A 17,491-nucleotide genomic window follows, 5' to 3' on the forward strand; every position below is an offset into this window, starting at 1 on the left:
AATTTAGCTACCAAATATTCGTTTAAGGAATCCTTTCTTTTCTTCCGCGACAAAGCGTAGCGGAAGCTCTTCACCCAGCAGACGAGCCACAGTATCCTCATAGGCCTGCCCTGCATCGCTGTCATGATCTATGATCACCGGCACACCAGAGTTGGAAGCCTTGAGCACTGCCTGGGACTCAGGAATAACTCCAAGCAGATCTATTGCCAAGATCTCCTGCACATCTTCCACACTGAGCATTTCGCCGGTTTTCACCCTGGCAGGGGAGTAGCGGGTCAGCAGCAGATACTCCTTGATAGGCTCAAGCCCTTGTTCGGCACGGCGGCTACGGCTTTGCAGCATGCCTAGAATTCTGTCTGAATCCCTGACCGAACTGACCTCAGGGTTGGTTGTTACTATGGCTATATCGGCAAAATAGAGTGCCATCATAGCGCCGGTTTCGATACCTGCAGGGGAGTCACAGATGATGTAATCAAAGTCTTTGCTCAAATCATCGAGTACCTTGCCGACACCTTCCCGGGTCAGGGCATCCTTGTCCCGGGTTTGGGATGCAGGTAAAACGAACAGTTTATTGCAGCGCTTATCTTTGATAAGTGTTTGATTTAGATTGGATTCACCATTGATGACATTGACAAAGTCGTAAACAACCCTGCGTTCACAGCCCATGACCAAATCCAGATTTCGAAGGCCAATATCAAAATCGATAACGACTGTCTTATGTCCTTTGAGCGCCAAGCCGGTGGCGATAGCCGCGCTCGATGTGGTCTTGCCCACACCGCCTTTACCTGAGGTGACAACAATAATTTGTGCCATGTTCTATTTTATCCTTTCCATCTGCCTTATCCGGGCAGCGATTCAACGATTAATGACTCACCGCTGAGCCTAATACAACCACTCTTGGCGGTACAGTGTTGCTGCAGGTTTTCAGTCAACCAGTACTGTCCCGCAATCGAAACCAGTTCAGCTTCCATGGACTGGGCCAGGATCACGGCATGCTTATCGCCGTTGGCTCCCGCCATAGCTTTACCACGCAGTGCCCCGTATACATGAATGCTACCATCAGCAATGACTTCAGCGCCATTCCCTACTGCACCAAAAACGATTAAATCACCGTCTTTGGCGTAGATTTGTTGCCCTGAACGCACGTTTTGTTTGACGATCTTGGTGACCCTCGGGGGAGGCGGTGGCAGTTCGGATTGCTTTCCTGCCTTGATACTGGCTAACCCCTGGGCTTTGGCGGTTTCATTGAGATCCTTATCGGCTGCAGTTACCCCAACTATCACCAACTGTCTGTCGGTCAGTCCCTGGCGCAGTCCTTGGAGATCTATATCTGTGCCATTAACTTGACTCAGGTTTAGCACCAATGGAGCATTAATAAAAAACTGCGGAGCCTGGGCGAGCTTGCCATCGAGCTCTTTGAAAAGGGCGTCCAGATCAGGGGTGTTGATGTGAAGTACAGAGAGCGTAAAAGAAGAGCCTTTTAGCTCTAGACTAGGTTTTGGCATCCCGGCATCATTCTCCAGAAAATGAGCAGTCAGATTGCGTGACAGCGTTATATTCCAAGGCGTCCATGTTATAGTGTGCCCCGATAAGTGGCAAGTTTGAACCCATGGAAATTGATACAATTATGATCTGTGCTGTCTATAAAAGCCTGAAAAAAGCCGACACCTATTTATTCGTCAACAAGAAAGATCAGTTTGATGATGTACCTGCACCCTTGATGCAGGTATTTGGACCACCACAATTGGTCATGTTGTTACCGTTGCAAAAGAGGCGGCAACTGGGCATCGCTGATATTAACAAGGTAAAAGCAGAACTGGCGGAAAAGGGCTATTATTTGCAATTACCGCCGCCTCCGGTGGATATGCTGAAGGAGCTGAGACTTAGCAAGGGCCTGGATGATCACTCTGCTTAAGGAATAACGCATTTTATGGATAGACTTTCCCTGGTGTTTATTTCGCTGCTGGGCGCGTCGCTGACCAAGGTCTGCGTGGCCACCGAGGGCAGTTTCGAGCAGTATCTTGATATATTAAAACAGGACGCGGCAGCGAAAGGGATAGATCAATTCACCTTGAATAAGGCCTTCAGTCAAATAAAGCTGTTTAAAAAGGCCTCAAATGATGACAAGGCCATTCCAAAGCCTCCACAGGATTTGGAACATTATATCCCCCGGATTATCAATGAAGAGATGGTGGTCAAGGGACGGGTATTGGCTGAAGAGTATCGGCCGCTGTTGCTTGGGCTGGGAAAACAATACCGGGTGCAACCCAGGTTTATTCTGGCCCTTTGGGGACTCGAGTCGGATTTTGGCAATCAGCAGGGTAGTTATCCTGTGCTGTCTGTGACAGCGTCACTGGCCTATGAGGGGCAAGTGGCTTATCGCAAAGAGTTCATCTCGGCATTGAAAATTCTCGCGTCACAATCGGTCGACTTTAACGAGCTTAAGGGCTCGAGTACCGGCGCAATGGGGCCTTTGGGGCTGATGCCAAGTACCTACCTTCAATATGGCAGCGACGGCGATGGCGACGGCAAGGTCGATATCTGGAATAGTTTTGCTGATGGTTTGGCATCTGTGGCTAACTATTTGCGGCAAGCAGGCTGGGATGACACGCAAACCTGGGGACGTCAGGTTAAAGCACCCGAGTCGATAAAGAATGACCAATTGGGTGTAGGTTATCAGGCGAGTTTCAGTCACTGGCAGAAGTTGGGCGTTCGTCGTTACGATGGTGGTGATCTACCAGGCCGAACTGATATGCAGGTGTCACTGATCATGCCTGATGGCAAACGTGGTCGTCACTATCTCGTGTATCAGAATTATCGCGCCTTGCGAAGCTGGCAGGATTCAGATTATTTCGCTTTGGCAGCGGCCTATCTTTCCGAACGGATCAAGTATCCATCCTCAAAATAGTGTAAAATAGCGGTTACGCAAGTTTTCAAGAACGAATCAACAAGTTTATGTCCTTCTGGTTAACCAAGACCCTGGCCGAAATGACTCCCGATGAATGGGAGTCTCTCTGTGATGGCTGTGGCAAATGCTGTCTCAACAAGCTCATTGATGATGAAACCGATGAACTCTACTATACCAATGCGGCTTGTAAGTTATTGTCTGATAAAGATTGCAGCTGTATTCATTATGAAAAGCGCTTTGAATTTGTTCCCCAATGTACTGCGGTGACGGCGAATAATATCGGGGAGCTGGACTGGCTACCGGATAGTTGTGCTTACCGGCGTTTGTATCAGGGACGACCATTACCCGCCTGGCATCCGCTTTTGACCGGTTCCAAGAATGCTATGCATGAAGTGGGGATGTCGGTGAAAGATAAGACATTGAGTGAAACTAAAGTCAGGGATCTGGAAGATCATATTGTGCTTTGGCCGCTGAAAGATTTGGATTAATACTATTTATATAAAAAAGCCAAACAAATCATGTTTGGCTTTTTTATATTTAGAAAGCCTGAAAGCTTGATTGTGGAAGCAATCAGTTGCGTCTTTTGCTCAGAATTGGCATAGCGTAGAGCAGTAGTGCCAACAGGTAGGTGGCAAAAGCAACAATCATCCACTGCGACATAGTGATGCCGATAAAGCTCCAGGGAATATCGGTGCACATGCCTGTTGGCATAAATACCGAAGGGAGCCATTCATGCAGTGGCATCCAGGAAGGGAAGTCCGGCAGAAATGAGCAAGTGGAAAAGGGTGAAGGGTTTTGCTGCATATCATTGAGTTCAATGGCTAACCTCAGTCCCCAACTGGCGCTAAACCCCCATAGCAAGGCGGCAAGCAGTCGTACTGTACGTATTCCCGGCGCCAGAAAACCTATGATGCCGGCCAGCAGTAAACCCAACACCGCCAGGCGCTGGTAGATACACATAACGCAAGGCTCGAGTTGCATTACGTGCTGAAAGTACAGTGCAGCAAGCTCCAGAGACAGGGCGCTGAGCGCCAGAACTCCCCAAGCTATGCGGGAGTGGGCGAAACGTATCATTGCAGTCAAATCTATTCTCCATTGATGACCATCAGTCCGGGGTGAGGTGGGATAATACCTAAGATGGGTGCCAACCCCATAAAAAAACGCCCACCAAGGGGCGTTTTTTGGACTCTACTGAAACCCAAAGGTTCAGTCAATAATCGACTAATGACCTACAGCAGCACCTTTACCCAGCACTTCTTGAGCGCTGTGGTGCAGGATCATACCTGAGTCGTAGAAGTATTGGGTCATCTGCTCCAGGAAGCCTAACTCAATGGTCAGTACACCAACAATGGACAGTACGATAGTGTATGGCAGGGCCATCCAAACCATACGGCCATATGAGAGACGGATGAGCGGAGCCAGAGCTGAGGTCAGCAGGAACAGGAAGGCCGCCTGACCGTTAGGAGTCGCTACAGAGGGCAGGTTGGTCCCAGTGTTGATGGCAACGGCAAGCAGGTCAAACTGATCGCGGGTGATCTGGCCATCAATCAGCGCGGCTTTCACCTCGTTGATATAGACAGTACCCACAAACACGTTATCGCTGACCATGGACAACAAGCCGTTGGCCACATAGAAGATAACCAACTGCATATTGCCTTCAAAGCCGAGAGCCCATTGGATGACAGGGGCAAACAGGCCTTGATCGATAATCACACCTACAATGGCAAAGAATACCGCCAACAGTGCGGTAAATGGCAGGGCTTCTTCAAAGGCTTTACCCAGGGCGTGTTCATCGGTAATACCGTTGAACGCCGTGGTCAGAATTATCACTGACAGACCGATGAGACCAACTGATGCCAGGTGGAACGCCAGACCGACAATCAGCCAAATACCAACCAGAGCTTGGATAACCAGCTTCATCTTATCTTTACTGGTTCTGTGGGCATCTTCGTGGGCCGCAAATTCCACCAGAATTTTGTGCACAGCCTCAGGCAGTTGGGCGCCATAACCACAGATGCGGAATTTTTCTACCAGCATACAGGTAATGATACCGGCAAAGAATACTGGCACAGTCACAGGCGACATCCGCAGGGCGAATTCGGAGAATTGCCAATTGGCCTGAGCGGCTATGATCAGGTTTTGTGGCTCACCCACCATGGTGCACACGCCACCGAGGGCAGTACCAACCCCGGCATGCATCAAGAGGTTACGCAGGAAACCACGAAAGGCCTCCAATTCTTGGGCATTGAGTTGTTCACTACCATCCGAGGTGTGGTCATGATCGGCGCTGAAGTCTTTACCGGACGCCACTTTATGGTAAATGGAGTAGAAGCCTATTGCAACGGCAATGATCACTGCGATAACCGTCAAGGCATCGAGGAACGCCGACAGGAAGGCAGAGGCGACACAGAACATCAAGGATACAACTATTTTGGAACGTACCTTGGTGATCATCTTGGTAAATACATAAAGCAGTAACTGCTTCATGAAGTAGATACCGGCCACCATAAATACCAACAATAGTAATACTTCGAGGTTGGCCTCAATCTCGTGTAACACTTGGCTGGGGCTGGTCATTCCGATGAATACGGCCTCAATCGCCAATAAACCGCCTGGTTGCAGAGGATAGCACTTAAGTGCCATGGCCAGAGTGAAGATAAACTGCACGACCAAAAACCAGCCCGCAACAAAGGGATTGATACTGAAGAGTATCGGGTTGATGACAAGAAAAATCAGTATTGCAAGCTTGTACCACTTGGGTGAGTTACCCAAGAAGTTACTCATAAAAGCCTGAATCGGTGTAGCAGGCATGTCTTCCTCTCTAATCTGTTATAAGTGGTTGTAACGTCATTGTTTGACGAACGGTAAAATTTGCGTAGTTCAGTCTAGCCTAAAGATAAACTCAATGTAATGATTAGGGTATACAGGGATTTCAAAAAGCGGATCTCGAGCGCAAAATTCAGTGACTGCTGATTTGAACTTGGTCACTTTTATAGCAATTATTGAGAACTCTACAGGGCTGGATTTCCCATTTGTGATCTGATGGTTTTCATTTTTCGTCGCTCTGGTATGATCTGTGGCCAGAATAATGCTAACAATCGGAAAACCGGGCTGATGATAATCAATGCCAAAGGACCTGCAAGTTTTGCAGAGAAATATATAGTGCGTTCAATCTGGGAAAATAAGTTTCCCCCCGGCTCCATACTTCCTGCGGAACGGGAATTATCAGAGCTTATTGGCGTTACCCGCACGACTTTAAGAGAAGTGTTACAGCGTTTGGCCCGCGACGGTTGGTTGACTATTCAGCATGGCAAACCCACCCGAGTGAATAATTTCTGGGAAACCTCAGGACTTAACATTTTGGAGACGATTGCCGATCTCAACCCGGAAGGTTTTCCTGTACTGGTTGATCAGCTCTTGTCCGCCAGAACCAATGTCAGTGCCATCTATTTTCGTGGAGCGCTACGGCATAACCCGGATACTGCGGTCGAGGCACTGTCTAAAATCCATGATCTGGAAGATGAAGCAGAGGCTTATGCCGAGTTTGACTACCAGTTGCATCACACCCTAGCGTTTTCATCGGGGAACCCTCTGTATGTGCTTATCCTAAACGGATTCAAAGGGTTGTATGCCAGAGTCGGACGCTACTATTTCAGCAGCTCCGAGGCTCGGGCCTTGGCATTGGCTTTCTATCAAAAACTTGAAACCCTGGCCAAGGACAAAAATTATACTCAAGTACCGGCCTTGATGCGATCTTATGGTATTGATAGCGGCATCATGTGGCAAAAATTACGTGATGCTATGCCGTTGGAAATGGCTCAGGATAACCAATAAATATTTAAAGAAAGTGCGAATAAGCCCCATGTATGCACTGCTTGCAGGGCTGGATGCAAGCAGTGCAAGCAGCAAATGGCCTATCCTTTTCCCTAAGTTTGGGTTCCTGTAAACACTTGCTATGTTACTTGTCTGATATGATAAGTGACCTTTGTTAACTCAGGGTGCTTGGTTAAATACTTTGAGTTAATATCAACTTCTCAATATACAGCTTATGTTTTAGCTCATTGATTCTAAAGGAATAACCAGCCTTATATGGCTGTATTTGTCATCATCGACGCTTATGGTCATCTCCCCAAGCAACTTTAATCTAACGTAATCTTGCAAGTTGACAAGGGAATCTGTTGCGCTGTGTTCTTTCGCTACATGCTCAGGATTTGTTTCCCTTCTGTTGGTTAGCCTAGTCTCGAAATGATGTTCATCTATTTTGGTGGCGTTGAGCGTGATGCATGAACCTTGGGGAGTATCATGTAATATTTGTCTCAACAAAGGGTAGAAGAGCAATAATAATTGCCATGGTTTGGCGCCAGGTAGGAGCTTTTCTTCAATAATTATTCTCATTTCAACATTGGCTTCAGTAAATGCAGATGCCAACAGAGCCTGCATATGGAAGACAAACTCGTCGAAGTAGAGCGCTTTGATTTCTGTTTGAGGATGGTTAACCAAGGCCAAAAGATGGCGTAATCTGGCGGACTCAGCCAAGATAAGCTCTTTGGACTCTTGTTGTATTTCGCCTATGTCAGGCTCGAACAGTCGGGATCCCAAGTGATCAAAAGCGCTAGATAGCTCACAGATGAGCTGACCAAATAAATTGGGGAGTTGTAACTCCTGTTCCTGCATCAATGTTGTGCTGAGGCTGAGTAACTGGGACTTGCTTTGTGCTTGTTGCAACATGGTTTCCAACTGCTCAAGCTGTTGCTGCTGTTGTTGGATGGTACGTTTGTTACGCTTATTGAGATCAACCTGCAATTCCAGGGCCTGTTCCAGTTGTCGCTCTTGTCGTTTGTGACTGGAAAGGTCAAATGCTATGGCGCCTATGCCGCAGATCTCGGCAAATTCATCCCGAATTGGGAAGCGGGTTACTTGAAATGTCACATCTCCCAGAGGGGTTGCTATGGGTTCTTCAGAGCAGAACGGACTGTGATTGTTTATCACTCTTTTATCATTGGCCTGGTATATTTGCGCCAAGCCAAGCGGAAATACCTGAGTATCATTGGCGCCGATAAATTGATTGCGTTCATGGGCGGTTATTTCGCAGTATTTATCATTAACTAGTGTGTATTTACCAGTCAAGTCTTTGATATATATTATATTTTGCGAGTGATTCATTAAGGCGTTCAGCTGCTCGGTACGTATTTTTAGGACTTGTTGGGCCTTATACTGTACTTCCAGCTGTTGCTCCAGCGCCAGGTTACTGGCGTCCAGGCTAGCCATAGTTGTTTCCAACTGCCGGGTACGGGAGATAAAGCTGCCGGCTAATATCCCCAGTTCATCTTCTCTATCTCTGGCATCCAACTCCAAACGGGCAGGGTTGTTTTCTCTGAGCGCCTCGGCCATACGGCTAATAGGTTTAATAAATAACCTGTGTTGAACCAGAAACAGCAGTAACAGCGCCAGCAGTTGAATTGCAACAAGATAGATACCCACTTTACCGGCTATTAAGGTTGCATCTTTCTTGAGCGAGGACAGTGGCGTAACTATTACTATTTTCCAATAGGTCTTTGGCATCAAAAATACTGAAACCAGTGCAGGTTCCTTGAGCAAGGGGTCTTGATTAAGCTCTTGAGTTAACAAAAGTTTGGCATTTGCTGGCCATTCTCTGGCAGAGTTATTGATTATAGTATTGAGTAACGCAGCGTCTGTTTCATCACGGTCCCCCAACAAGGATGCCAATTGTTGATTGCTAAAGGCTTTGTGTTGGTTTGCCTGTTGGATAAGTACTTGATCCGCACTGCGAAGCGCTTCACCAACGAATTGGAATTCTGGGAAAAGGCGTTCCAAACGTTGAAAATCATCTAAACTCAGCGGCTTTTCTCGAGTATTGTCTTGAAACTCATCTTCCCAGGGGGATGCGAGTAAGTGGTTGCGATAATCAAGGGCAAACACATAACCACTAAGATCTTTCAGGGCGCCTCTAAAGAAACGGTTCAGGCCTCCCAGGCTAATGTCTACAGTGGCGGCACCAATAAATTCATGATCTTGCCAAATAGGAACAGACGCTGTGACCATGGCTTCTGCAGTGTAAGGATCACGATAGGCACTTGACCAGAAGGTTCTGTCTGCCGGGAAAAAGCGTGTCGGTTTATACCAATCTTCGTTATGGTAACCTTGTTGGGGTTGTTCATTATAACTGTTGAGTTGCTGCAATTCGCCATAACCGTCTCGATACCAGAAGAGGCTGTCAAGAATTTTTCCCGGTTCAAAAGCTCTTGGTTCGGGCCAAATACCGCCGCCGGTAATCATTTCCTTTTGGGTATCTAATTCCAACACAGATTTGATACTGGCCTGAAGTTCAAATTCGTTGCCACGATACAGAGCTCCGAGGTTCGCCATGGTACTGACCAGGCTTTCTATTTGGGAGGTGACTTCCTGCAGTCTTGCGGTAACGACTTGACCATAACTTTGATTCAATGCTCTTTGTTGGCTAAGCAACTGGTTACGTTGGATGCTGAGCAGTACAAGTACAGTACTGATAACGATAAGAGCGCTGATAATTAACTGGCTGAGGGCAAATTTAACCGGCAGGCGTTTCAACCAGCCGGGAAGCCAAGGTAATGGGTTGGATTGTTGCTTCGCCTGGTTCCCTTGCATATATCCTCAGTAATAAGCCTTTAAATCAGTTGCTTAATATAATTCCTGATGGGAGCTTAGCCTTCCCGGAAACTTGCCCCCAGTTAAATTATATCGTTTAGTGTCTGAGGGTTATAACAAGACTATGGGCGTGTAATCAGACGACTGACGTGTAGCCGACGCGATCTGTAAAAGGTGTATATATGTTCATCATTTTCGTGACTGAATAAACCCTGATATGGAAAGGTATAGTATAACCTATTGAGAAAACCCGCCATTTTTCTATGTCTCATCAGAGCTCTGTTACTTTGATGCGAAAAAGGGTCACCGGCTTTGGTTGTCTCCAAATGGCTGTCAAGGTATCTGAATGAAAGCGAGTTGAGTTCTGCAGCAATGGAACTACCAACTCTTTGGCGGAAGAGGCTGTCCGGCAATTTATTTTACTCGCCGAAGTCTCCCATTTTGTTGAGTTTCTTTAATCAACAGCATAGCTCAGCCTCTAATTTGTTGCGGTTAACTTTGCCCCCCCAAAGCACTTGTTAATCTTAGGTGTAATTTATAACCCAACTCACTGATATGTAGTGGTTAAACCTTGTTTCCTACTTGTTGGGATTTGTTGGGTGGATCACGAAGTTATCATTCGGGGTTAAATTTTACTTGCCTACACTTCATATAGTGTTTATTGTGCAAACAAAAGTTTGTCACGTAAACAAATGTTTGTGCAGGAGCGCGCCAATGACAGAACGTGAACTCGAAATTCTGGCCCTGATTAAAGCTGACCCATTGATCCCACAACAAAAACTAGCTGATCAATTGGGCATAACCCGCTCGGCAGTCGCAGGTCATATCATGAACCTGACTCATAAAGGTGTGATCCGTGGTAAGGGTTATATCCTGGTGGAGAACCCCTATGCTGTCGTGATAGGCGGTGCCAATATGGATATTCTTGGTCGGCCGACTTCCAAGCTAAGGGTAGGGGATTCCAATCCTGGCAGCGTCAGTTGCTCACCCGGCGGTGTTGGGCGCAACATTGCCGAAAACCTGGCGCGCCTGGGTTCAGATACTCGATTGGTGACGGCGATAGGCAAAGACGCTTATGGTGAGATGATTACCGCCCAGTGTCGTCAGGCCGGCGTCGATATGGGCAACAGCTTGCAGTTTGAAGACGCGGTGACCTCCACCTATCTTTCGGTATTGGATGGCGACGCCGATATGCATGTAGCCATCAATGACATGGCCATTCTTGAAAGATTGGGCCCTGAAGTGCTCAAGGGGCTTGAAGATATGCTGCGCCGCGCCGAACTTCTGGTGTTGGATACCAACCTTTCTGAAGCCGCCTTATCCTATCTTTTGAGCAACTTTCCTCAAGTTCCGGTATTTATTGACACGGTTTCCTGTGTCAAGGCGATGAAAATCAAGCCTTATCTCAACGCCATCCACACCCTCAAACCCAACCTCAAGGAAGCCGAACACCTCTCCGGCATCGAAATGCGCAGCAAAGAAGACTTAAGCGCCATCGCTAACTGGTTCCATGAACAGGGCGTCAAGCGGATCTTCCTCAGTATGGGCAGTGAAGGGGTATTTGTCAGTGATGGCGGCGAGTCGCAGATGGTGCCCACCAAGCAGGTGGAAATGGTCAACGCCAATGGCGCCGGAGATGCCTTCCTGGCCGGATTGGCTCACGGTTGGCTCAAGCAGTGGCCATTGCTGGAAACCACAGAATTTGCGATGGCAGCGGCCCGTTTGGCGCTGTCTCATATCGCGACTATCAACCCCAATATGTCTGAAATCTCTGTAAACCGTATTATCAAGGAGTCGTTATGCTGAAGCAGTATCTGGATATTCATCCTGAAGTTCAAGCAGCCCTGGAACAAGGCAAGCCGGTGGTCGCACTGGAGTCGACCATTATTTCTCATGGTATGCCGTATCCGCAGAACGTTGAGACAGCGCTCAAGGTGGAGCAGATCATCCGTGATAATGGCGCTGTGCCTGCAACTATCGCCATTCTCAAGGGCCGCCTTAAAGTGGGCATGAGCCAGGAAGAGATCAATTACCTGGGCAAGGCCGGTGAAGCCGTGATTAAAACCAGTCGCCGCGACATTCCCTTTATTGTCGCCAAAGGTGCAGACGGTGCCACCACGGTTGCTTCTACCATGATCCTGGCCGCAATGGCCGGTATTAAGGTGTTTGCTACCGGTGGTATCGGTGGTGTACACCGCGGTGCTCAGCAAACTTTCGATATCTCTGCCGATTTGCAGGAGCTGGCCAACACAGATGTGGCCGTGGTTTGTGCCGGTGCCAAGTCTATTCTGGATCTGGGCCTGACCCGTGAATATCTGGAAACGCAAGGCGTGCCTGTCGTTGGTTTCCAAACCGATAAACTGCCGGCTTTCTACACTCGCGAGAGTGACTTCGGCGTCGACTATCGCTTGGAGCAGCCGGTAGAGGTCGCTGCTGCCATGAAAGCCAAGTGGGACATGGGGCTTAAGGGCGGTATGGTGATTGCCAACCCAATTCCCCATGAGCATGCGTTGGATAAAGCACTGATCGATGGTGCCATCGCCCGCGCAGTGACTGAAATGGATGAGAAAGGCATAGGCGGCAAGGCTTCAACGCCGTTCCTGTTGGCCAAAGTTGCCGAAATTACCGAAGGTCACAGCCTGACTGCCAACATAGAGCTGGTATACAACAATGCCAAGCTGGCGGCTGAGATTGCCCGCGAGTACGTGGCTCGTTAACAAGACGGCATTCAAGGTTACTTGAGCTAACTCAACCAACCCGGCGATTGCCGGGTTTCTTTTGGGATGACATATCGCCCCTGAGCCAAAGCATGCCAAAGCTCAAATCGGGTAAATAGTGTCTTAAAACGGGATTAATCCGGCCAAAGCCACTCAAGCCCCTTGCAGAGCCGGGGGCGAACTCCTATGATCCAGCGGTTTTCCATCCCGAGGCCCAAATATGCTTAACTCCCCGCTTAGTGAACATGCCAGTGAGCTGGTCATTGCGATTCTCAATCAGGTACTGACTCAAGGTGCGCCACTGGACCGCGCCTACTCAAAGCAGTTTGCACCTGAGCGGCTCAAGCCTTGGGAGCAAGCCAGAATTGCTCTGGTCACCGGGGATATTTTGCGCCGTTTAAGTTATTACAGTTTTTTGGCTGATGTTGCAGCGGAGCAAATTGAGCGTGAAGGCACCAGGCTCATCAACGCCTGGCATATGGCCAATGGCCTTGAGCTGCCGAAAATGCGCTACGCGCTGCAGATGGACAGTGAACTGCTTGAGCAGCGGATGGCGGCGGCCCAAGCACAGCCTGCGCTGCTCGATGGTTGCCCGCAATGGCTCGAAGCGCTAGGGAGTGAACAACTGGGGGACAACTGGCCGGCGGAGCGCCACGCCTTGACTCAGGCCCCCAAACGTTATCTGCGCACCAATTTACTTAAGTGCAGCCGGGAAGAACTCAAGGCTCGTCTTGCCAAGGAAGGGGTGGAGACTTGTGAAGTCCCCGAGGTTGCCAGTGCTCTTGAAGTGATTTCCGATTCAGCGCTGTTTCGCACCGAATGCTTTAAGTCGGGCTGGTTTGAGCAGCAGGATGCCGGCTCGCAACATGTTGCCGAAGCCCTTGGGGTTGAACCCGGGATGCGGGTCATTGATGCCTGCGCCGGTGCCGGCGGCAAGACGCTGCACCTGGCCGCCAAAATGCAGGGCAAGGGACGATTACTGGCGATGGATGTCGAGCAGTGGAAGCTGGATAACCTTAAGCAGCGGGCTCGCCGCGCCGGCGCCCACAATGTGGAAACCCGGCTTATTGCATCCAGCAAGACTATCAAACGTTTGAAACTCAGCGCCGACAGGGTACTTTTGGATGTGCCTTGCTCAGGACTTGGGGTGCTGAAACGCAACCCGGACACCAAATGGCGTGATACCCCTGAGCGCTTGCCGGTGCTGATGGAGCTGCAGGAGCATATTCTCGGCAGTTACAGCCGCATGGTGAAGGTGGGCGGGATCCTGGTTTATGCCACTTGCTCGATTATGCCGCAGGAAAACGAGCAGCAGGTAGCGCGTTTTCTGAAGCAGCAAAGCCATTTCCGCTTACTCGATGAGGAAACCATCAGCCCGGCCAAAACCGGTTTCGATGGCTTCTATCTGGCAAGAATTGAGCGGATAGCCGAGTAACAATCAAGCCTGTTTGAGTCATATTGACTTAAACAGGCGGTTTTACATCCGCCTCAAAAAGCATCTCAACAAAAGCATCTCAACAAAAACCGCGCCGCTCACACTTACCGGTTTGCCTAGTCTTGCCGCTTTATTCCCCCTGCAGGGTCAACAGCAGGCGGCGCCGACCGCCATTGTCTCTGTGCTCGCCAAGATAGATCCCTTGCCAAGTACCCAGTGCCAGTTCTCCGGCGCTGACAGGCAGTAGCAAACTGGTGCCCAGCAGGCTGGATTTAATATGGGCCGGCATATCATCGGCGCCCTCATAGGTGTGGCGAAAGTAAGGAGTATCTTCGGCCACGGCGTGATTGAACCAAGCCTCAAAATCCTGCCGCACCGTGGGATCGGCGTTTTCGTTGAGCGTCAGCGAGGCAGAGGTATGCAGCAGTTGCAGGTGCAACAGGCCGCAACTGACGTAAGGCATATCATCAAGAGCCTTGGCAATATCATCGCTTATTAAATGAAAACCACGTTGCTTGGGGCTTAAGGTCAATTGTTGCTGACGCCACATTGGCACTCCTTAAAACGGTTAACATCAAAAGAAACAGCCTTTAGACAATGCATTGTATCTCTTTCAATGTTGTCACTCCAAGAAGAAGAGGTGCCTGCCCTAACCGCAGAGCAGGATATTAAATGCCCGGGTGATAAGGTGTTTACCTGGTTTGTTGTAACCTTAGTGGCAGTAAATAAAAGTTATGAGCTGTTATTCAGCTGGAAAGTGGGCAAAAAAAGGGTTCATCGCAGATTAGCGTGGACTGGAAATGAAAACGGTTGGAGAGTTATTGTTTAGTCGCCAAACCAAAACAATAACCAACCCCAACCGTTCTCAATGTCGAATATTACTTTTCCCATTGTGCTCTGGGAAGGCTTTGAAGCCGTCCATACCGAGCAAAATCAACAAACCCTCATCATCCACCTAAAGCCGATTGATAACGGCTACTGTGCTTGCGGCAAACCGGCTAAGGCCGTTCACGACGCTTCACTTCGCAGCGTATCGGAACGAACCATACTGGCGTTTCAGGTTCAGTTACGGCTACCTGTCCGCCGTATTCTTTGCCCCGATTGCGGTATCGTTCGGGAACATATCAGCTGGTTAAAGCCCTATGCTCGCCAGACCACACGGCTCATTGAGCATGTCGAGGCGCTACTCAAGCTCTTGCCGATTAAACATATTTCGCAACTCATTGGCCTGCACTGGCATACCATCAAGACTATCGACAAACGTCGGCTGGCAAGGGAGGTCACAGAGCCTGATTGGAGTCGTGTCAAACGCCTGGTCATGGACGAATTTGCCCTGTTCAAAGGCCATCGTTACGCCACCGTGGTGGCCGATGCAGATACTCATCAAGTCCTTTGGATAGGTGAAGGCCGCAGTAGAGAAGCTATCCGGCCGTTTTTCGTTAAGTTGGGTCAGTACTGCCAACAGATTGAAGCCGTTGCTATGGATATGAATACTGCCTTTGACTTGGAGGTACAGATGCACTGTCCCCAAGCCAAAGTGATCTACGACTTGTTCCATGTTGTTGCCAAGTATGGCCGTGAAGTCATCGACCGAGTCAGGGTTGACCAGGCTAATCAACTCAAGCACGACAAACCAGCCCGCAAACGGGTGAAACGGGGGCGCTGGGTCTTACTCAAAAACAGAGATAATTTGACAGACAAACAGGCGGGTTATCTCAACGAGCTGTTGGAGTCGAACAAAAGCTTAATGACAGTTTACCTACTCAGGGAGCAACTCAAGGAGATGTGGTACTGCACAGATGAAGCCGAAGCCATGGCTCAATGGAACCTCTGGTGGCAACAAGTCAGAGAGAGCGGTATCAGGCCGTTACTCCAATTTGGCCAGCGTCTTAAGAACTATCTTCATGGCATAGTTGCTTCAGCGGTTCATCCGTTGCACACCTGCCGACTGGAAGGGATGAACAACAAAATCAAACTGCTGAAGCGAATGGGCTATGGCTACCGGGATACCGAATACTTCTTTCTGAAAGTCAGAGAGGCGTTCCCCGGAGATCCGCGATGAACCAAAAAAAGGCCCAAAACTATTCCAATTGTTTTGGGCCTAGGGGAATGGCTCATGGTTGAGCCGTGCGCTAATGTTGAGATCCGACAGGATTGGCTATCTCTGAATAAATATTAGCCGATAACCGCTGAAAGATGCATTCAGACAGCGGATTTGTTAGCACTAATTATTATAAGGTATAACCAAAATGCGAGCGCTCAAACAGATTGACTGGGTAATCCACTCTTTTTAATGGAATACTAACTATAGCAGCTTAGTGTTTGGGTTCAGGACAGACAAATTTTGTCTTTGACCAGTTCCCGCGGTAGATTGTTTTTCAGCCGGTTGCCCAGATGTTTACCCAGCCCAAGCACTTGCCCGCCCCAGGTCAATACCAGCTCACCTCGGGCCTTTTCACTGCCATCCAGCGCGATATCCCGTCCCATCAGATAAGCCTGAGCCTCAGGCTCTGTAACTTCATAACCCTTGTCGGCGGTTACTCCCAAGGCCATTAAGGCTTCATGGCGCAGTTTCAACCCATGCTTACTGTCATCGGCAAGTTTAAGGCCGATACGTTGATAACGCATCTTGCCGATAAAGGGCTCAAAGTCGCTGGGAAACAGCCAGTACTCCTGATCCCTTATCCAGAGGCTGCCTTCGGGAAGCGTTTTGCCAAGCAACCGCTGCAGCTCGGCGGCGATGGCCTGTTGCTGTTTGGTACTGGCGGGAGTGAAAGGAAACTGCTTTTGCTGTTTGGGTTCATCACTTTCGCGCGCCACTGAACTCAGTTTACGCACCTTGGCAACAAAGAAACCTTCGCTGTCATAGATTTGCGGCCAAATATGCAAGAATCCCTCGGCAGTGCAGGCTTTTTCTGCCCCGGTAAACAGTGAATCAAGTGACTCAAAGACCACGGCAGCGCCATATTTTTGCTTGAGGTGTTGCAGTACGGCCTGGTTTTCCTGGCTGTTGAGGGTACAGGTGGAGTACACCATTACCCCGCCTGGCTTAAGTGCCAGAAAGGCGGAATCTATCAGGTCCCTCTGGGTGGTGGCAATGTCGGCTATCTCCTGTGGATCCCAGTGTTTGAGGGCATCCGGATCCTTACGTACCGTACCTTCACCGCTACAGGGGGCATCGAGCAACACGGCATCCATGGATTCATACTGGTATTGGCCGAACACCCTGGCATCGAAGTGGGTCAGTGCCGTATTGCTGACCCCCATTCTCTGCAGATTGGCATGAAGCACTTTGACGCGGCTGGAGGAGTATTCGTTGGCGATCAGCACGCCTCCATTGGCCATCATGGCCGCCATTTGTGTGGTCTTGGATCCCGGCGCCGAGGCCATATCCAGCACCCGCTCCATTCCCGGTTCAAGCAGCGCCGCGGGTGGCAGCATGGAGCTCGCCTCCTGAATGTAAAACAGCCCTTGCTGATGTTCGATACAGTTTCCGGGTTGGCTATCACCCGCCTGGTACCAAAAGCCTTCTGGGCACCAGGGAATGGTTTCAAACTGCCAGCCTTTGGCTTGCATTCTCGAGAGGAATTCATCGACGCTGATTTTGAGGGTGTTGACCCGCAAGGCGGCTCTCAATGGTAAGCTGCAAAAGTGAATAAAATCCTCGAGCTTGAGATGTTCAGGCAGATCCTTGGCGATACTGTTGATAAAATTCTGATTTAATTGAACCATAAACAAAAAGGGTGACCCCGGGATGGCGGCAGTATAGCACACTCGGGCGCGGCG

15 protein-coding genes are annotated in these 17,491 nt (G+C 49.3%); 8 read left to right on the forward strand and 7 right to left on the reverse strand.

All coding sequences use genetic code 11. The features are described from left to right. Nucleotides 1-3: 3 nt before the first annotated feature. On the reverse strand, nucleotides 4-813 hold the full coding sequence (gene minD, locus AYI96_RS07565; protein WP_039033257.1) for a septum site-determining protein MinD: 810 nt from the start codon (nucleotides 811-813) through the stop codon (nucleotides 4-6). 26 nt (nucleotides 814-839) lie between these two features. Continuing rightward, complete coding sequence (minC, locus tag AYI96_RS07570; RefSeq protein WP_039033256.1) at nucleotides 840-1,505, reverse strand: septum site-determining protein MinC; 666 nt, start codon at nucleotides 1,503-1,505, stop codon at nucleotides 840-842. A gap of 122 nt (nucleotides 1,506-1,627) precedes the next feature. Here minC and AYI96_RS07575 point away from each other — a divergent pair, with 122 nt between their 5' ends. From AYI96_RS07575 to AYI96_RS07585, 3 genes are read left to right on the forward strand one after another with little or no spacing between them, the layout of a single operon-like run. Continuing rightward, nucleotides 1,628-1,915 (forward strand): YcgL domain-containing protein, encoded by a 288-nt coding sequence (locus AYI96_RS07575; protein ID WP_039033317.1) that lies wholly within the window; start codon nucleotides 1,628-1,630, stop codon nucleotides 1,913-1,915. Between the two features lie 15 nt (nucleotides 1,916-1,930). Then, complete coding sequence (locus AYI96_RS07580; RefSeq protein ID WP_144361333.1) at nucleotides 1,931-2,908, forward strand: lytic transglycosylase domain-containing protein; 978 nt, start codon at nucleotides 1,931-1,933, stop codon at nucleotides 2,906-2,908. Nucleotides 2,909-2,955: 47 nt separating this feature from the next. Continuing rightward, nucleotides 2,956-3,396, forward strand: coding sequence for a YcgN family cysteine cluster protein (locus AYI96_RS07585; RefSeq protein WP_039033254.1), 441 nt, complete (start codon nucleotides 2,956-2,958; stop codon nucleotides 3,394-3,396). An 82-nt stretch (nucleotides 3,397-3,478) separates the two neighbouring features. Here AYI96_RS07585 and dsbB read toward each other — a convergent pair whose 3' ends face one another. Together dsbB and nhaB are read right to left on the reverse strand one after the other, a co-directional pair. Continuing rightward, the gene (gene dsbB, locus AYI96_RS07590) at nucleotides 3,479-3,991 is read right to left on the reverse strand and encodes a disulfide bond formation protein DsbB (protein ID WP_039033253.1); all 513 of its coding nucleotides are present in this window, start codon (nucleotides 3,989-3,991) and stop codon (nucleotides 3,479-3,481) included. A gap of 138 nt (nucleotides 3,992-4,129) precedes the next feature. Next, a complete protein-coding gene (nhaB, locus tag AYI96_RS07595) occupies nucleotides 4,130-5,719 on the reverse strand; it encodes a sodium/proton antiporter NhaB (RefSeq protein ID WP_039033252.1) in 1,590 nt (529 codons plus the stop codon). Nucleotides 5,720-6,022: 303 nt separating this feature from the next. Between nhaB and fadR the strand changes: the two genes are divergently transcribed. After that, nucleotides 6,023-6,742 carry a fatty acid metabolism transcriptional regulator FadR gene (fadR, locus tag AYI96_RS07600; protein WP_039033316.1) on the forward strand — a complete coding sequence of 240 codons (720 nt, stop codon included), beginning with the start codon at nucleotides 6,023-6,025 and terminating at the stop codon, nucleotides 6,740-6,742. A gap of 219 nt (nucleotides 6,743-6,961) precedes the next feature. Here fadR and AYI96_RS07605 read toward each other — a convergent pair whose 3' ends face one another. Beyond that, nucleotides 6,962-9,553, reverse strand: coding sequence for a PAS domain-containing protein (locus tag AYI96_RS07605; RefSeq protein ID WP_144361334.1), 2,592 nt, complete (start codon nucleotides 9,551-9,553; stop codon nucleotides 6,962-6,964). 714 nt (nucleotides 9,554-10,267) lie between these two features. On the opposite strand from AYI96_RS07605, the gene AYI96_RS07610 reads away from it, so the two are divergent. The 3 genes from AYI96_RS07610 to AYI96_RS07620 all read left to right on the forward strand — a co-directional run bounded on the left by AYI96_RS07610 (nucleotide 10,268) and on the right by AYI96_RS07620 (nucleotide 13,705). Beyond that, entirely contained in the window at nucleotides 10,268-11,359 is a 1,092-nt protein-coding gene (locus tag AYI96_RS07610; protein WP_039033251.1) for a PfkB family carbohydrate kinase, read from the forward strand. Beyond that, nucleotides 11,353-12,270, forward strand: a complete 918-nt coding sequence (locus AYI96_RS07615) for a pseudouridine-5'-phosphate glycosidase (RefSeq protein WP_039033250.1) — start codon at nucleotides 11,353-11,355, stop codon at nucleotides 12,268-12,270. The genes AYI96_RS07610 and AYI96_RS07615 overlap by 7 nt, the downstream gene beginning before the upstream one ends. A 220-nt stretch (nucleotides 12,271-12,490) precedes the next feature. Beyond that, nucleotides 12,491-13,705: an RsmB/NOP family class I SAM-dependent RNA methyltransferase gene (locus AYI96_RS07620; RefSeq protein WP_039033249.1), complete on the forward strand. Its 1,215-nt coding sequence runs from the start codon at nucleotides 12,491-12,493 to the stop codon at nucleotides 13,703-13,705. A gap of 130 nt (nucleotides 13,706-13,835) precedes the next feature. Here AYI96_RS07620 and AYI96_RS07625 read toward each other — a convergent pair whose 3' ends face one another. Then, a complete protein-coding gene (locus AYI96_RS07625) occupies nucleotides 13,836-14,255 on the reverse strand; it encodes a secondary thiamine-phosphate synthase enzyme YjbQ (RefSeq protein WP_144361335.1) in 420 nt (139 codons plus the stop codon). A 318-nt stretch (nucleotides 14,256-14,573) separates the two neighbouring features. Between AYI96_RS07625 and AYI96_RS07630 the strand changes: the two genes are divergently transcribed. Continuing rightward, complete coding sequence (locus AYI96_RS07630; RefSeq protein ID WP_144361336.1) at nucleotides 14,574-15,767, forward strand: ISL3 family transposase; 1,194 nt, start codon at nucleotides 14,574-14,576, stop codon at nucleotides 15,765-15,767. A gap of 266 nt (nucleotides 15,768-16,033) precedes the next feature. Here the strand turns inward: AYI96_RS07630 and rsmF are convergent, their stop codons facing one another. Further along, nucleotides 16,034-17,437 carry a 16S rRNA (cytosine(1407)-C(5))-methyltransferase RsmF gene (rsmF, locus tag AYI96_RS07635; RefSeq protein WP_144361337.1) on the reverse strand — a complete coding sequence of 468 codons (1,404 nt, stop codon included), beginning with the start codon at nucleotides 17,435-17,437 and terminating at the stop codon, nucleotides 16,034-16,036. Nucleotides 17,438-17,491: the final 54 nt, after the last annotated feature.

Source organism: Shewanella sp. MSW, from assembly GCF_007636515.1.
Classification (GTDB): Bacteria; Pseudomonadota; Gammaproteobacteria; order Enterobacterales; family Shewanellaceae; genus Shewanella; species Shewanella indica.

Bases quoted from the DNA above. Each gene is read 5' to 3' on its own strand.
- minD (WP_039033257.1), bottom strand. From the start codon at position 813: ATGGCACAAATTATTGTTGTCACCTCAGGTAAAGGCGGTGTGGGCAAG.
- minC (WP_039033256.1), bottom strand. From the start codon at position 1,505: ATGCCAAAACCTAGTCTAGAGCTAAAAGGCTCTTCTTTTACGCTCTCT.
- AYI96_RS07575 (WP_039033317.1), top strand. From the start codon at position 1,628: ATGATCTGTGCTGTCTATAAAAGCCTGAAAAAAGCCGACACCTATTTA.
- AYI96_RS07580 (WP_144361333.1), top strand. From the start codon at position 1,931: ATGGATAGACTTTCCCTGGTGTTTATTTCGCTGCTGGGCGCGTCGCTG.
- AYI96_RS07585 (WP_039033254.1), top strand. From the start codon at position 2,956: ATGTCCTTCTGGTTAACCAAGACCCTGGCCGAAATGACTCCCGATGAA.
- nhaB (WP_039033252.1), bottom strand. From the start codon at position 5,719: ATGCCTGCTACACCGATTCAGGCTTTTATGAGTAACTTCTTGGGTAAC.
- fadR (WP_039033316.1), top strand. From the start codon at position 6,023: ATGATAATCAATGCCAAAGGACCTGCAAGTTTTGCAGAGAAATATATA.
- AYI96_RS07605 (WP_144361334.1), bottom strand. From the start codon at position 9,553: ATGCAAGGGAACCAGGCGAAGCAACAATCCAACCCATTACCTTGGCTT.
- AYI96_RS07610 (WP_039033251.1), top strand. From the start codon at position 10,268: ATGACAGAACGTGAACTCGAAATTCTGGCCCTGATTAAAGCTGACCCA.
- AYI96_RS07615 (WP_039033250.1), top strand. From the start codon at position 11,353: ATGCTGAAGCAGTATCTGGATATTCATCCTGAAGTTCAAGCAGCCCTG.
- AYI96_RS07620 (WP_039033249.1), top strand. From the start codon at position 12,491: ATGCTTAACTCCCCGCTTAGTGAACATGCCAGTGAGCTGGTCATTGCG.
- AYI96_RS07625 (WP_144361335.1), bottom strand. From the start codon at position 14,255: ATGTGGCGTCAGCAACAATTGACCTTAAGCCCCAAGCAACGTGGTTTT.
- AYI96_RS07630 (WP_144361336.1), top strand. From the start codon at position 14,574: ATGTCGAATATTACTTTTCCCATTGTGCTCTGGGAAGGCTTTGAAGCC.
- rsmF (WP_144361337.1), bottom strand. From the start codon at position 17,437: ATGGTTCAATTAAATCAGAATTTTATCAACAGTATCGCCAAGGATCTG.